The organism is Micromonospora sp. NPDC049900 (assembly GCF_044461025.1).
Lineage (GTDB): Bacteria > Actinomycetota > Actinomycetes > Mycobacteriales > Micromonosporaceae > Micromonospora.
Genome location: NZ_JBITKM010000003.1, coordinates 592,414 through 606,059, shown reverse-complemented (window position 1 = coordinate 606,059; position 13,646 = coordinate 592,414). Strand labels below are relative to the sequence as shown.

General features: G+C 72.7%; 14 protein-coding genes, 1 tRNA gene and 2 pseudogenes. 7 read left to right on the top strand and 10 right to left on the bottom strand.

Annotated features, from left to right (window positions below):
• Window positions 1-59 precede the first annotated feature (59 nt).
• Together ACIBMZ_RS10760 and ACIBMZ_RS10755 are read left to right on the top strand one after the other, a co-directional pair.
• Window positions 60-752 carry a HEAT repeat domain-containing protein gene (locus ACIBMZ_RS10760; protein WP_396692385.1) on the top strand — a complete coding sequence of 231 codons (693 nt, stop codon included), beginning with the start codon at window positions 60-62 and terminating at the stop codon, window positions 750-752.
• Window positions 739-1,770 (top strand): HEAT repeat domain-containing protein, encoded by a 1,032-nt coding sequence (locus tag ACIBMZ_RS10755; RefSeq protein WP_396692383.1) that lies wholly within the window; start codon window positions 739-741, stop codon window positions 1,768-1,770. The genes ACIBMZ_RS10760 and ACIBMZ_RS10755 overlap by 14 nt, the downstream gene beginning before the upstream one ends.
• Window positions 1,771-1,776: 6 nt before the next feature.
• Here the strand turns inward: ACIBMZ_RS10755 and ACIBMZ_RS10750 are convergent, their stop codons facing one another.
• Both ACIBMZ_RS10750 and ACIBMZ_RS10745 read right to left on the bottom strand, forming a co-directional pair.
• Window positions 1,777-2,550, bottom strand: coding sequence for a M23 family metallopeptidase (locus tag ACIBMZ_RS10750; RefSeq protein ID WP_396692381.1), 774 nt, complete (start codon window positions 2,548-2,550; stop codon window positions 1,777-1,779).
• Between the two features lie 113 nt (window positions 2,551-2,663).
• On the bottom strand, window positions 2,664-3,407 hold the full coding sequence (locus ACIBMZ_RS10745) for an SDR family NAD(P)-dependent oxidoreductase (RefSeq protein WP_396692379.1): 744 nt from the start codon (window positions 3,405-3,407) through the stop codon (window positions 2,664-2,666).
• 173 nt (window positions 3,408-3,580) lie between these two features.
• Between ACIBMZ_RS10745 and ACIBMZ_RS10740 the strand changes: the two genes are divergently transcribed.
• Window positions 3,581-4,162, top strand: coding sequence for a DM13 domain-containing protein (locus ACIBMZ_RS10740; protein ID WP_396692377.1), 582 nt, complete (start codon window positions 3,581-3,583; stop codon window positions 4,160-4,162).
• A gap of 125 nt (window positions 4,163-4,287) precedes the next feature.
• A complete protein-coding gene (locus tag ACIBMZ_RS10735) occupies window positions 4,288-4,983 on the top strand; it encodes a proteasome protein (RefSeq protein WP_396692375.1) in 696 nt (231 codons plus the stop codon).
• 102 nt (window positions 4,984-5,085) lie between these two features.
• Here ACIBMZ_RS10735 and ACIBMZ_RS10730 read toward each other — a convergent pair whose 3' ends face one another.
• Window positions 5,086-5,544, bottom strand: coding sequence for an ArsI/CadI family heavy metal resistance metalloenzyme (locus tag ACIBMZ_RS10730; protein ID WP_396692373.1), 459 nt, complete (start codon window positions 5,542-5,544; stop codon window positions 5,086-5,088).
• A gap of 107 nt (window positions 5,545-5,651) precedes the next feature.
• Here ACIBMZ_RS10730 and ACIBMZ_RS10725 point away from each other — a divergent pair, with 107 nt between their 5' ends.
• Complete coding sequence (locus tag ACIBMZ_RS10725) at window positions 5,652-6,020, top strand: ArsR/SmtB family transcription factor (protein WP_396692371.1); 369 nt, start codon at window positions 5,652-5,654, stop codon at window positions 6,018-6,020.
• A 256-nt stretch (window positions 6,021-6,276) separates the two neighbouring features.
• On the opposite strand, the gene ACIBMZ_RS10720 is transcribed toward ACIBMZ_RS10725, so the two are convergent.
• On the bottom strand, window positions 6,277-7,827 hold the full coding sequence (locus tag ACIBMZ_RS10720; RefSeq protein WP_396692369.1) for a PLP-dependent aminotransferase family protein: 1,551 nt from the start codon (window positions 7,825-7,827) through the stop codon (window positions 6,277-6,279).
• A gap of 58 nt (window positions 7,828-7,885) precedes the next feature.
• Between ACIBMZ_RS10720 and ACIBMZ_RS10715 the strand changes: the two genes are divergently transcribed.
• Both ACIBMZ_RS10715 and ACIBMZ_RS10710 read left to right on the top strand, forming a co-directional pair.
• Window positions 7,886-8,497, top strand: coding sequence for a LysE family translocator (locus ACIBMZ_RS10715; RefSeq protein WP_396692367.1), 612 nt, complete (start codon window positions 7,886-7,888; stop codon window positions 8,495-8,497).
• A gap of 11 nt (window positions 8,498-8,508) precedes the next feature.
• Entirely contained in the window at window positions 8,509-9,228 is a 720-nt protein-coding gene (locus ACIBMZ_RS10710) for a B3/4 domain-containing protein (RefSeq protein WP_396692365.1), read from the top strand.
• A 195-nt stretch (window positions 9,229-9,423) separates the two neighbouring features.
• Here ACIBMZ_RS10710 and ACIBMZ_RS10705 read toward each other — a convergent pair.
• From ACIBMZ_RS10705 to ACIBMZ_RS10680, 6 genes and pseudogenes are all read right to left on the bottom strand, one after another.
• A tRNA-Ala gene (locus ACIBMZ_RS10705) sits at window positions 9,424-9,500 on the bottom strand.
• Window positions 9,501-9,616: 116 nt separating this feature from the next.
• Window positions 9,617-10,096 (bottom strand): annotated as a pseudogene (locus ACIBMZ_RS10700) (hypothetical protein); the annotation flags it as partial.
• Window positions 10,097-10,255: 159 nt separating this feature from the next.
• Window positions 10,256-10,516, bottom strand: a pseudogene (locus tag ACIBMZ_RS10695) (hypothetical protein); the annotation flags it as partial.
• 185 nt (window positions 10,517-10,701) lie between these two features.
• Window positions 10,702-11,343 carry a GNAT family N-acetyltransferase gene (locus ACIBMZ_RS10690; RefSeq protein ID WP_396692363.1) on the bottom strand — a complete coding sequence of 214 codons (642 nt, stop codon included), beginning with the start codon at window positions 11,341-11,343 and terminating at the stop codon, window positions 10,702-10,704.
• A 30-nt stretch (window positions 11,344-11,373) separates the two neighbouring features.
• Entirely contained in the window at window positions 11,374-12,687 is a 1,314-nt protein-coding gene (gene glp, locus ACIBMZ_RS10685; RefSeq protein WP_396692361.1) for a gephyrin-like molybdotransferase Glp, read from the bottom strand.
• On the bottom strand, window positions 12,684-13,637 hold the full coding sequence (locus ACIBMZ_RS10680) for a UTP--glucose-1-phosphate uridylyltransferase (protein WP_396692359.1): 954 nt from the start codon (window positions 13,635-13,637) through the stop codon (window positions 12,684-12,686). The genes glp and ACIBMZ_RS10680 overlap by 4 nt, the downstream gene beginning before the upstream one ends.
• Window positions 13,638-13,646 lie beyond the last annotated feature (9 nt).

Below are 13,646 nucleotides of genomic sequence, written 5' to 3'. Positions count from 1 at the left end.
TAGGGAACACGTGAAACTTGACCCTGTCACAGTGTCAAGGTCTTCACTGGTGGTCGGAGGTGGTTCCCATCGACTCGACAGGCAAGCCCACGCCCGACGCGCGAGTGGTCGCCGCGTTGGCCGCCGACGACTCGTCGAAACGACTCAACGCGGCGCTGGCCGTCGGCACACACCCGGACCCCGACCTGGTGGACACGCTCGTGGCCCGTTGCGGGGTCGAGCCGGACTTCTTCGTGCGCGACATGCTCACCTGGGCACTGACCCGGTTGCCGGCGGAGGTCACCGTGCCGAGGCTGCTGGCGGAACTCGACTCCGCCCACGCCCAGTCGCGCAGTCAGGCACTGCACACCCTGTCCAAGGTCGGGGACCGCAGCGTCTGGCCGGCGATCACGACCGCACTACTGCGCGACGCCGACGACACGGTGGCGCGGACCGCCTGGCGGGCGGCGGTCGTCCTGGTACCCGATACCGAGCGGTCGGCGCTGGCCACGGAGCTGGCCACACAGCTCGGCCGGGGCGACCGGGAGGTCCAGCTCAGCCTGAGTCAGGCCCTCGTCGCGCTGGCCGACGTGGTCGAGCCGGTCCTGGCGGCGGCGGCGACACACCGGGACCCGGCGGTACGGGTGCACGCCCGCGCCACGGAACGCCTGCTGCACGATCCGGACGCCGGATTCGACCTCGCCGTGCACGAGGCGAAACGGGTCGCGGCACTCGGCCCGGACCGGGAGGACGCGCCGGGTGCTGATCGGTGAGGTGGCCCGCCGCTCGGGGGTCAGTGCCCGGATGCTCCGGCACTACGACACGCTCGGGCTGGTCCGTCCGACCGGTCGTACGGTGGGCGGTTTCCGGGAGTACACCCCGGAGAACATCCGGCGGATCTTCCACGTGGAGGGGCTGCGCTCGCTGGGGCTGTCGCTGCGCGAGATCGGTCGTACCCTCGACGATCCCGGCTTCACCCCGGCGGCGCTGGTCGGCGACCTGATCCGGCGGACCGAGGAGCGGCTGCACCGGGAGCGCGAGTTGCTCGACCGGCTCCGCACCGTCGACGCCGCCGGGCCCGCCGACTGGCCGGAGGTGGCACGCCTCATCGAACTGCTGCACGGTCTCGGTTCGGGTAGTGCCGCCCGGCGTCAGCAGGCCGTCCTGACCGAGCACGAGTCGGCCCCCGCCGAGCTGCTGGCGGAGGCGGTGCTCAACGAGTCGGATCCGCACGTCGCCGGTGCGCTGCGGTGGGCGCTCGCGCGGGCGGCCGGGGGCGGTGTGGCCCGGGTGGCGTCCGGTCTGGCCTCGGGTGACGCCGAGGTCCGGCGGCGCGCGGTCCGGGCGCTCGCCGAGATGCCCGGCGACGAGGCGGGCGCCGCCCTCGTCGGCGCGCTCGCGGACGCCGAGCCGACCGTACGCGGACCGGCGGCGCTCGCGCTCGGTGCCCGGGGCGACACCCGGGCGGTACCGACGCTGGTCGGCCTCGTGGTCGACGGCCCCAACGACGTCGAGGCGGCCGAGCTGCTGGGCACGCTCGCCGAGGATCCGGCGTGGGCGGAACGGATCATGACGGCGCTGGCCGACGAACTCGCCGACCCGGAGGCGGACCCGGCGGCGCGGATGCGACTGGCCCAGGCCCTCGCCGAGATGCCGGGCACCCTGGCGGCGGACACGCTGCGCCGGTTGTCCCGCGACGACGACCGGCCGGTGGCGCTCGTCGCCTCGGCCCTGCTCGCCGTCCTCGACGGACGCGAGGGCGACGCCCGCGACCGGCGCGGGGCGACCTGACGCCGGTCAGGCCGGGACGTGCCCGTTCAGGTACGCGTTGATCTGGTCGATCTCCAGTTGGTTGAAGATCTCGGGCTGGTCGGCGGCCTGGTTCGAGTTGATGATCCGCTTGAAGAGGTTGTAGTGGGCCATCGACCGCAACCCGATGACGCGGTTGGGGGTGACCAGGTAGCCGGTGCCGCCGGTGCTCCAGATGAGGTACATGAGTCCGTCCTTGGTGAGAATCGCGGGTGGCTGGCCGGGCGCCCCGGCGTAGGGAGCGCCGGTGAGGATCGACTCCGGGTCCACGCGGTGCCCGTTCGGATGGAAGATCTCCAGGTGCAGGTGCGGCCCGGTGGAGCGGCCCGTCGAGCCGACGTCGCCGAGGTGCTGCCCGGCGGCGACCTGCGTGCCGGCCCGCACCACGGGTACGTCCCGCAGGTGCCCGTAGACGCTGCGCCACCCGTCGGCATGGCTGACCGTGGCGTGGTGGCCGAGTCCGGCGGCACTGTAGGTGACGCCGGTGACGGTGCCGGCCGCGATCGACCGGACCGGATAGCCGAGGATGCCGCCGTAGCTGTAGTCGGTGCCGTTGTGCTGTCGCCGCTCGCCGGTGATCGGGTCGACGCGTACCCCGAACGGTGAGGTGATCGGGACCCACTTGTCGAAGGGCCGGTTCCAGCGGGGCGTCGCCCCGTACGCCGCCTCGGCGAGCCACGCCTCCGGGATCACGCCGACGGCGAGGGTGGCGGTGATCAGGCCCAGCAGGCGTCGCCGATCGACCAGATGACCTTCGTCCACAACTGCTCCAGCCGGTAGCCGGGACACGTCCGTCGAGACCGCCGAGCAGAACGACAATCTTCGATCGAGCGGGGTTTGGAGTCTAGGTCACCGCGCAGTCGCCACGCCACCGGTCAGGCGGTCGCACCGCCGTCGATCGCGATGGACGCGCCGGTGATGTGCCGGCCACCGTCGCCCACCAGGTGACTGACGGTCGCGGCCACGTCGGCCGGCGACGCGTACCGCCCGAGGGCGATCTGCGTCCGCTGCGCGTCGGCACCGGCGCTGTCCGCCGGGTTCATGTCGGTGTCGGTCGAGCCGGGAAGGATCAGGTTGACGGTGATGCCGCGCGGGCCGAGTTCGCGGGCCAGCGCCCGGGTCAGCCCGTTCACCGCGCTCTTGGTCATCGCGTACGCGCTGACTCCGGGAGCGGGGACGCGGCTGGCGAAGCTGCTGCCGATGTTGACGATCCGCGCGCCCTCGCCCATGTGCCGCACCGCCGCCTGGGTGGCCAGGTACACCCCGCGTACGTTCACCGCGACCGCCCGGTCCAGCACCTCGAAGCTGACCGACTCGATCGACCCGCCCGCGAACACCCCCGCGTTGTTGATCAGGATGTCCAGCCGCCCAAGTTCGGCCACCGTCCGCTCCACCGCGCCGACGACCGCCGCCGGATCGGCACTGTCCGCACTGATCGACACGCCGGTACGCCCGTACGCCTCGATGTCGGCCAGCACGGACTTCGCGTTGTCCTCCGCGCTGCGGTAGGTGAACGCCACGTCGATCCCGTCCTCGGCGAGCCGGCGTGCGACGGCGGCGCCGATGCCCCGACTTCCCCCCGTGACGAGGGCGACCCTGCCGGCAGTTCTGACCGTCATAGCGCAATCCTGACAGTTCACTCAGGATCGCGATCATCCGGGTCACCGCTCACCCCAAGCCGACACGCGCCCCGCACCCACACCTGGACGCTGCGTCTACGGCCTGTCACACGCAACGTGACGTAAGAATCCGAAATGGACCGGGGCGGCGTCCGCCGACATAGGCTCCGGCGATGACGCGCAGACCCCTCACCTGGCTCCTGGTCGCCCTTCTGGGCGGAGGTGTGACATTCGGCCTCTACTGGTTCCAGCCGTGGAAGCTGTTCACCGATCAGGTGGTCGCCGAGATACTGCCGATCACCGACGCACCGGTGGCTGAGGGATCGACGCCGGCAGCGGTGGACCCCTCGGCCGACACGTCACCCTCCGCCGAACCGTCCGTCGCGCCGGGTCCGAGGAACGCGTTGCTGGCCAGCGGAGAGTTCGTCACGCACGAGCACGAGACCACCGGCACCGCCCGACTGATCCGGCTCGCGGACGGCAGTCACCAGTTGGCGCTACAGGACCTCGCCACCTCCAACGGCCCCGACCTGCGAGTCTGGCTCACCGACCAGCCGGTGCTCCCCGGCCGGGCCGGCTGGCACGTATTCGACGACGGGCGATGGCTCGAACTCGACCGGCTCAAGGGGAACCGGGGCGACCAGGTCTACGACATCCCCGCAGACGCGGATCTCGACGGCTTCCGCAGCGTCTCGATCTGGTGCAAGCGGTTCTCGGTGTCCTTCGGCGCAGCCGAACTACGGAAACCGTCCTGACCTGCTGCACGGGCAGGATGGGGCTCTCGTCTGCGCCGGCGAGCGGGCCGACACCTGTCGGGGTGTAGGCGGACGGGATGCCGGGTACCTCGCGCCCAACCCCGCAGCCCGCCCAGGAGGACCCCATGACCGTCGTACTCGCCATCGTTTGCAGCGACGGGGTGGTGATCGGCGCGGACTCCCAGATCACCGAGAGCGACCGCGGTCTGAGCTTCCCCGCCCAGAAGCTGCACCCGCTGGGTTCCTGCGCCGCCTGGGGCGGCAGCGGCGCGCGGGGCGTACTCAACGACCTGCGCCCCCTCCTTGAGGAGTCGGCCACCGCCATCCTCGAAGCACCCGACATCGGCGGCGAGTTGCAGGAGCGCGTCCTACCCGTCTTCAAGAAGCACTACGCGAACTACATCCCGGACGTGCCCGGCGAGGACGGCGGCGGCGGGGTGTCGGCGTACCTGCTCGCGGTCGGCTACAGCCAGGGCGGGCCGTGGATCGTGGAGATCAACCCCAACGGGCTCATCGGCCGCTACGAGGACGTCGGCTTCCACGCCATCGGCTCCGGCGCGCCCATGGCCCAGCAGGCGGGCGCGCTGCTGTCCCACTTCCGAATGACCACGCGCACCGTCGAGTACGGCGTGGTCGGCGTGGTCCGGGTGCTGGAGGCGCTGGAGCAGACCTCGCCGTCGGTCGGCAGGCCGTTCAGCGTCGCGTGCATCCGCGAGGAGGGCGCCCACCACCTCGACGACAAGGAGATCGCCAAAGCGCTCAAGGACGCCAAGCGCTGGCGCGACCTCGAACAGAAGGCACTCGACGGGCTGTTCGACTGACGTCGAAGCATGATCGCCGGCCCGCGACGTCCGCCCGGCTCGCACCTCCCGCGAGGGTCAAGGCGTTACGGGCGGGACGTCTGCGGCTGCGGCCGGGTGCCGTCAGCAGCAGGTGCCGGTGGCTGCGGCGGTGGCCGGCTCCTTGCCGGTGGCGGGGGTGCCGCAGGTGCTCGCGGTGGCCTTCTCCAGGTGGTCGGAGTCGGCCTTGACGGTGTAGACCTCCCAGGGTTCGTCACCGGGGCCACGCACCCAGACCTTGTCCTGGAGGGCGTAGCAGCATTCGGTGCTGTTCTCCTCCAGGGTGATCAGGCCGGATTCGGTGAGGCGCCGGGTGGCGGCGTTGACCTCTTCGGTGGTGGAGACCTCGACGCCCAGGTGGTCCAGCGCGGTCGGCCGGCCGGATTCGCCCTCCAGGAGCACGAGCTTCAACGGCGGGTCCTGGACGGCGAAGTTGGCGTAGCCGGGGCGACGCTTGGCCGGTTCGACGCCGAGCAGCTTCGAGTAGAAGGAGACGGACTCGTCGAGGTCGGACACGCGCAGGGCGAGTTGAACGCGGGACATGGGTTCTCCTCTCGACAGGACCGCCGTCTCCGACCCGCCCTGTCTAGATGACTTTCGAATCAGACCCCCACATTGCCCCTTGTTTTGAAATCTGTCAACCTAGACGCATGTCGAAACAAGCCGTGCCGGTGGTCGACCTGAACGCCGTGGCCTGCTGCGCCCCGATCGCGGCCCGTCCGATGGACGACGACCAGGCGGCGGTGGTCGCTCCGATGTTCAAGGCCCTGGGCGACCCGGTCCGGCTCCGGCTGATGTCGATGATCGCCTCGGTACCGGAGATCTGCGTCTGTGACCTGACCCCGGCGTTCGACCTGTCCGGACCCACCATCTCCCACCACCTCCGGGTGCTGCGGGACGCGGGCCTGGTGGACTCCGAGCGGCGGGGCACCTGGGTCTGGTACCGGGTCCGCCCGGAAGCCTTCCGCCAGCTCGGCGCACTGCTGGACATCCCCACGGCCACTGCGGCCACCGGGTGAGCCTCGCGCCGACCCGGCGGGCGAGCGCCGAGTTCACCGGTACGGCCATGCCGGTCAGGCCGCGTACCGCGTGCTCGCCCTGGTTGTCGTCGCCACCGGGGCTCCGGTGCTCTCAGCAGCCGCGCGGCGGCCTCGGCCGGGAAGGGGTCGCCCTGCCACTCGATCTCCCAGGTCCGGCCGCCGTTGCCTTGCCACCCGTCGAGATGGGTGGCGCCGTCGAGCGGCGAGCGCTTCCCCGAGCCCCGTTCGTGATGACTCAGCGCAGCGCGGCGGCCACGGTGGCGATGCCCTCCTCGATGGCCGAGGCGGAGTTGGCCGCGTAGCCGAGGACCAGGCCGGGTGGGTACGGCCGGCGGCAGTGCCAGGACAACGGCTGCACCTTCACCCCACGGGCGAGAGTCGCCGCCGCCAACTCGGTGTCCACCACCGTGCCGTCCAGGGTGACGGTCAGGTGCAGCCCGGCCGCTGCCCCGTGCACGGTCGCCCTGGGCAGGTGACGTGCCAGGGCGGCGATCATCGCGTCCCGGCGGCGTACGTGCCGACGGCGCAGCAGCCGCAGTTGCCGTTCCAGCGCCCCGGAGGTGATCAGCTCGGCGAGGACCAGTTGCGGCAGAATGGCGTTGCCCAGGTCGGCGTTGCGTTTGGCGGCCACCACGGGGTTCCGGTACCGGCGGGGCACCAGCAGCCAGCCGATCCGCAGCGCCGGGGCGAGCAGCTTCGACACGCTGCCGGCGTAGCAGACCCGCTCCGGCAGGGTGGCCCGGAGCGCGGGCACCGGCGGGCGGTCGTAGCGGTGCTCGGCGTCGTAGTCGTCCTCGATGACCAGACCGCCGCTGCGGGCCCAGTCGGCGAGCCGGCGGCGCCGCTCGCCGTCGAGCACTACACCGGTCGGGAACTGGTGCGCGGGGGTGAGCATCACCGCGGGTGCCCTGCTGGCGGCCAGTTCGTCCACCCGCAGTCCGGCGGCGTCGACCGGGATCGGCACCGTGTCGAGCCGCCAGTTGTCGAGGTGTTGCCGGACGCCGAGGGAGCCGGGGTCCTCCACGCCGACCGTGGTGATGCCGTCGTCCGGCAGCACCTGGGCGAGCAGGCCGAGCGCCTGCGACACCCCGGTGGTGACGATCACCTCGGCCGGGTCGACGCTGATCCCCCGGTTGAGGGCCAGCCACCCGGCGACGGCGCGGCGCAGCGTCGGCGTCCCGCACGGGTCGCCGTAGCCGAGGTCCGGTGCGGCCAGCCGCCCCAGCACCACCTTCTCGGCCCGCAGCCAGGCCGCGCGGGGAAACGCCGCCAGATCGGGTACGCCGGGTGTCAGGTCGATCCGCGCCGGGGCGGTGCGTACCGCGTCGAAGGCGTCCGGGCCGGGTACCTGCGGGAACAGGACGGTGTCGTCCGACGATCGGACACCGGGTGTCCCCGAGGTCCGCGCGCCGCGCCCCGTCCCGGCGTCCGGCGGCGCCGCGACGGGGGTGGCGACCACCACGGTCCCGGCACGGCCCCGGCCGGCGAGGTGCCCCTCCTCCACCAGGCGCTGGTACGCCTCGACCACCACCCCCCGCGACACCCCGAGGTCGGCGGCGAGTATCCGGGTGGCGGGCAGCCTGGCGCCGACCGGTACCACCCCGTCGCCGATCGCCCGGCGTAGCCGGTGGGCAAGCCAGGCCGCCCGCCCACCCGCCGGAGCCTGCCCGATGTCGAGGTGCAGGAAGTCCGACCCGGCGTTGACCGGGGGCCCTGCCACTACCGGAGGCGTGACCGCCCTTTCGGTTATGGACCGGTCGGGCGGGGCTGTTTTGGCACTGTCCATCGGACCATTCTGGCGGCAGGGTTGCCGGTGTGCCATCACCGGACCAGGGAGCAACCTCGTGAGCATCGCGTTCCTGTTGACCACGCTCGTCGTGGTCGTCACCCCGGGCGCCGGGGTGCTGTTCACGCTCTCCGCCGGGCTGACCGGCGGGCGCCGGGCCGCCCTGGTCGCCGCGCTGGGCGGCACCCTGGGCACGGTGCCGCACCTGGTGGCGGCCGTGACCGGGCTCGCCGCGCTGCTGCACTCCAGCGCGCTCGCCTTCGACCTGGTCAAGTACCTGGGCGTGGGCTACCTGCTCTGGCTGGCCTTCGCCACGCTGCGGGACCGGGGTGCGATCACCGTGGACGACACCTCCCCCACCCGTCCGGCGGGCAAGGTCATCGTCTCGGCGGTGCTGATGAACCTGCTCAATCCGAAGTTGACGATCTTCTTTGTGGCGTTCCTGCCGCAGTTCGTCCACCCGGAGACGCCGGGCGCCCTCGGCCGGATGCTCGGGCTCGGCGCGGTGTTCACCGCCACCACGCTGGTGGTCTTCGTCGGCTATGGCCTGGGCGCCGCCGCCGTACGCCGACGCGTGCTCGACCGCCCCCGGGTGGCCGACTGGTTGCGCCGGTGCTTCGCCGGGTCGTTCCTGGCGCTGGGCCTGCTGCTGGCCCGCGCCGAGGCGTGAGGAGTCGAGGCGTGTACTTCCAGCACTCTCCCGAGGTCCGGGCCGAGCATCCGCCACTGGTCGCCGGTGTGCTGTACGCCGAGGGCGTCGCCGGTGAGCCGCGAACCGAACTGCCGCTGGCCGACCTGCTGGCGCAGGCCCGACAGCGGCTCGCCGCCGGCAGCGAAGCGGGTCTTGCGGAGATCCAGGCGTGGCGTCGGGCATTCGCCCGGATGGGGCTGGCTCCGACCAGGTACCGCTGCGCGTCGGAGTCCCTGCTGCGGCGGCTGCGTACCACCGGTGACCTGCCCCGGGTGCACCCGCTCGTCGACCTCGGCAACGCCGTCTCGGCCGCGTACGCGATCCCGGTCGGAATCCTCGACGTGGATCGCGTCGGCGGTGGCATCGAGGTACGGCACGCCCGGGGCGACGAGCGTTACCTGACCTTGGGCGGTGCCGAGGAGCGGCCCGACCTCGGTGAGGTGATCTTCGCCGACCCGCACGGACGGGCCCACGCCCGACGCTGGACCAACAGACAGAGCGGCTGGTCGGCGGTGCGCGAGGAGACCTCCACCGTGCTGGTGGTCGTCGAGGCGATGCACGACTCGGCCGCCACGGACGTACCGCGCCTGCTGGGCACACTCGCCGCCGAACTGGGCCGGGCGTGGGAGGTGCCCGCGCGGACGGCGCTGCTGACCCCGACCGCCCCGGATTTCCGCCTCGACCGTCCGGCCCCTTCGGATGGCGGCTGAGTCCGCAGTGGCTGCGGCCCGAGTCCGGTCACCACGACGTGCCGCACGGACCGTTGGCGCCGACCCCACCCGTTCGGCTTGAGTTCGTCCGCCATGTGCCACGGCCTGGGGCTCCGTCCGACGGACGCCAGCCGGACAAATGATCAAGGGCGGGTTCTCGATCATCCGAGAACCCGCCCTTGATCTGCTGCTTCGTGGTGGAGCTGAGGGGATTTGAACCCCTGACCCCCTCGATGCGAACGAGGTGCGCTACCAGTCTGCGCCACAGCCCCTCCGCCGGTTCACCGGCGTTGGTCCCGTCCGGCTTTCACCGGGCGGGCCGGCGACAAGGCTAACAGGTCGGCCGCCTTCGCCGCGAACCGCCCCGCCCCGCCCGACGCACGGCGGGTCAGGCGCTGTGGGAGCCCCGACCGGCCTCGTACGGACGGCCACGCAGGCCACCGGCGCGGCGGTAGGAGACCGAGCCGCCGCTGGCGGCCTGTGGCAGGTCGGCGGGGCGGTCCAGGCCCATGGCGGAACGCCGGACGGACTCCCGCTGGGCGGCCAGGCGACGCTGCGCCTCCCGGCGGGCCGCCGCGCGGCGTGCCTGTTCGCGGCGCACCTCGGCCTGCCGGGCGGCCAGCCAGGCGGCCTCGCGGGCCCGGGCACGCCGTCGGCGGCGATCGGCGAGTGCGCGGGCGCGCAGGTGCACGACGTACACGACGAGCAGGGTGCCGGTGACCGTGAAGCTGATCCAGAAGCCGGGGCCGACCACCAGGACGCCGACCAGTTCGACGGCGTTGAGCAGCACCAGGGCGGCGAGGACACGGCGGCGTCGGTAGACGGCCGGGGTGTGCTGTCGTCGGCGGTCGGGGCGGCGGCGCGGACGGCCACCGGCGGGCGTGACGGACCGCAGCCGACTCGGCCGGCCGGACCGACGCGAGGCGGGCGCGCCCTCGGCGGAGCCGGCCGATGCCGGGTCAGCGGAGCGCGCGGTCTGGACCGCGCCGCGCGGGGACCGGTCGTCCGGGGAGTCGCCGGCGTGGGGTGCGGGTGGTCCGGAGACGGGGGCGGCGAGCTGGCCCGAGCTGGGATCCTCGCTCAGGGTGACGACGAGGGCACGGGCCGGGTTGACCGGCCTGCGGCCCGGGACAGTGCGGCGTCGTCGGCGGCGCTGGAGCACCCGCGCCGTCGACTGCGCCCGCTCCGCCACCAACCGCTCGGCGGCGTCGTACCGGCGAACCAGCGCCGGAGCGAGAGCGAGCAGACCGGCGGCGGCGAGGACGGCGAGGAGCACCGAGGTCGGCACCCTCACCCCTCCCGTCACCAAGATTCGGAGCAACCGCCGACCGGCCGCAGGATCTTTCACCGATCGGCATCGGCGACGTGAATCATGCGGAGCGGGCAGCGCCTGCCGCAGCTTGCAGTTACCTGAGGTTACGGGTCAGGCTGGCCGGAACAACCGCGCCGCGCCGATTCCGCACGTGGGACGGCTCACGGCGTACGGGCGCGCAGCCGGTGCCAACGGGCCAGCAACCCGCCCTCGGCGGCGATCTCCTCGCTCGTCATCGCGTACCCGATGTGGTCCCGCCACGCACCGTCGATGTGCATGTAGCGCGCGTGGTACGCCTCCTCGCGGAAGCCCAGTTTCTCCACCACGCGGCGCGACGGCCCGTTCTCCGGCCGGATGTTGACCTCCACCCGGTGCAGCCCGCCGGGGCCGAAGGCGTGGTCGACGGCGAGCGCCATGGCGGTGGGGATCACGCCCTGGCCGGCGGCCCGCCGGTCCACCCAGTAGCCGACGTAGCCGGAGCAGAACGCCCGACGCACGATGCTGCCGATGTTGATGTGTCCGACCAGGCGTTCCACGCCGTCGGCGTACAGGCAGACCGCGAACGGCATGCCCTCGCCGGTACGCGCCGAGCGCCGCTGGTCGCGGTACACCCAGCGGAAGGTGGCCGGCGAGTTCAGCTCGGCCCAGTCACCGGCCGGCGTGGACTCCCACGGGGCCAGCCACTCCCGGTTGGCGCGGCGCACCTCGGACCAGGCCGCCGCGTCGGAGCGCCGGTACGGTCGCAGCAGCACCGGACCGTCGGAGAGCACCACCGGCCAGCCGGGCGCGCGTCGGAACCGCACCACTCCTCCACTCCCGAGCGTCACCCGGATTCACCGTCGACGGTCGAGCAGCAGCACGTCCACGGTGGAGCCGGCAGCGGCGGCGGTGACCCGCTCGCCGAGAACGAGAAGTCCGTTCGCCTCCGCCAGGCCGGAGAGGGTGAACGGACCGCCGTTGAGCGGTTGGACAGTGTAACCCCCACCCCGCCGCTCGGCGACGTGCGCGGGCCGGAACTCGCGCAGACCCACCGGTGAGGAGACCGTCTCCAGCAGGTGTGCCCGCACGCTGGGGCGGAAGACCGGTTCGGCGCCCGCCAGCAGGTTGATCGCGGGGCGGGCCAGCACCTCGAAACCGATCATCGCGGCGCCCGGGTCGCCGGGTAGGCACACCACCGGCACCTCCTCGGCACCGACGGTGCCGAACCCGAGGGCGGTGCCCGGATAGAGCGCCACGTCGGTGAAGGTGACCGGTCCGGCGCGGCTGCCCTCCCGTCGGGACAGGATGCGGCGGACCATGTCGCCGGGGCCGGTGCCGGTGCCGCCGGTGGTGATGATCAGGTCGGCCCGTAGGGTCTGGTCCTCCAGCAGGCCGCGCAGCCCCTCCGGGTCGTCGTCGCAGATGCCCACCCGGTACGCCAGGGCGCCCGCCTCGGCCGCCGCCGCGGTCAACGCGTGCGAGTTGGCGTCGACCACCTGGCCGGGCTGGCTGCCCCGGCCCACGTCCACCAGTTCGTCGCCGGTGGCCACGATCACGACCCGGGGGCTGGGGCGGACCACCACGTGTCCGATGCCGGTGGCGGCGAAGACCGCGACCAGCGCCGGTGAGACGTACGTGCCGGCGCGGGCGAGCAGGGTGCCGGCGGCCACCTCCTCACCGGCCCGGCGTACGCCGTAGCCCCGCTTCGGTGCGCGGAAGATCTCCACCGCCGCCATGCCCTGGTCGGTCCACTCGACCGGGACGACCACGTCGGCGGCGACCGGCAGTGGTGCTCCGGCGGCCACCGAGAAACACGAGCCGGGGGTGAGGCGGACCGGCCGCCAGCTCGCCGCGCCGAGGTCACCGACCACGTTGAGGCGTACCGTGCGGCCACCCGGACGGCCGGACTGGGCCGGGACGTATCCCACGCCCCGGGCCCCACCGGCGATGTCCTCCCAGCGCGCGGCGTACCCGTCCACGGCCGCCTGGTCGAAGGCCGGGAACGAGTGCGGTGCGACGACGTCCTCGGCGAGGACGTTGCCGTGCGCCTGGGTGAGGTCGAGGTCGAGCGGAGGCAGCGCGCGTAACCTGCGCAGCACGCTGCCCAGGTAGTCGGCGAGCGGCGTCAACCCGTTTTCGGCCGCCTCGGCGTCGGCCGTCGCGGTCATGTATTCGGACCGCCCGACTGGTCGGAGTTGACGAACTCGGCCAGCCACTTGCGGAACTCGCTGCCCAGGTCCTCGCGCTCGCTGGCGATCTGGACGACGGTCTGCAGGTACCCCAGCGGCATGCCGGTGTCGTAGCGGATGCCCCGATAGACGATCGCGTGCACCGGGGTGCCCTCGGTCCGCAGCAGCTCCATCGCGTCGGTGAGCTGGATCTCGCCGCCGCTGCCGGGCCTGGTACGCCGGATCGCGTCGAAGATCTTGCCAGGCAGGACGTACCGGCCGAGCACGGCCAGGTTGCTCGGCGCCTCCTCCGGCTTGGGCTTCTCCACCATGCCGGTGACCCGGACGACCTCGCCGATGTCGGTCAGCTCGGACTCGGCCGGCTCGACCGAGGCGATGCCGTAGCGCGTGGTCTCGGCCGGGTCGACCTCGAAGAAGGCGAGCACCACGCCACCGGTACGCGCCTGTAGCTCCAACATGGCCGGCAGCAGCGGCTCGGAGAGGTTGACGAACTCGTCACCGAGCATCACCGCGAAGGGCTGGTCGCCGACGTGGGACTCGGCGTACCCGACGGCGTGGCCGAGGCCGAGCTGCTCGGGCTGGCGGCAGGTGTAGATGGCGGCCAGTTCCTCGGTGCGCTTGACGGCGGCCAGCAACTCGGGCTTCTCGGCGAGCCGTTCCTCAAGGTCGGGGCGACGGTCGAAGTGGTCGACCATCGATGTCTTGCCGCGCCCGGTGATCAGGAGCACGTCGCCGATACCGGCCTGGGCGGCCTCCTCGACGATGTACTGCAACACGGGTCGGTCGACGACCGGCAGCAGCTCCTTGGGTACCGCCTTGGTCGCCGGCAGGAACCGGGTGGCCAGGCCGGCGGCCGGGATGACGGCCTTGACGGCACGGGGACGACCGGTGACGGCGGTCGCTGAGGGGTTCGCTGAGTGCTCCGACATGTCGCGAGA

Excerpts from the sequence above, each read along its gene's own strand:
- ACIBMZ_RS10745 (WP_396692379.1), bottom strand. The coding sequence starts at position 3,407 with ATGACGGTCAGAACTGCCGGCAGGGTCGCCCTCGTCACGGGGGGAAGT.
- ACIBMZ_RS10740 (WP_396692377.1), top strand. The coding sequence starts at position 3,581 with ATGACGCGCAGACCCCTCACCTGGCTCCTGGTCGCCCTTCTGGGCGGA.
- ACIBMZ_RS10735 (WP_396692375.1), top strand. The coding sequence starts at position 4,288 with ATGACCGTCGTACTCGCCATCGTTTGCAGCGACGGGGTGGTGATCGGC.
- ACIBMZ_RS10730 (WP_396692373.1), bottom strand. The coding sequence starts at position 5,544 with ATGTCCCGCGTTCAACTCGCCCTGCGCGTGTCCGACCTCGACGAGTCC.
- ACIBMZ_RS10725 (WP_396692371.1), top strand. The coding sequence starts at position 5,652 with ATGTCGAAACAAGCCGTGCCGGTGGTCGACCTGAACGCCGTGGCCTGC.
- ACIBMZ_RS10720 (WP_396692369.1), bottom strand. The coding sequence starts at position 7,827 with ATGGACAGTGCCAAAACAGCCCCGCCCGACCGGTCCATAACCGAAAGG.
- glp (WP_396692361.1), bottom strand. The coding sequence starts at position 12,687 with ATGACCGCGACGGCCGACGCCGAGGCGGCCGAAAACGGGTTGACGCCG.
- ACIBMZ_RS10680 (WP_396692359.1), bottom strand. The coding sequence starts at position 13,637 with ATGTCGGAGCACTCAGCGAACCCCTCAGCGACCGCCGTCACCGGTCGT.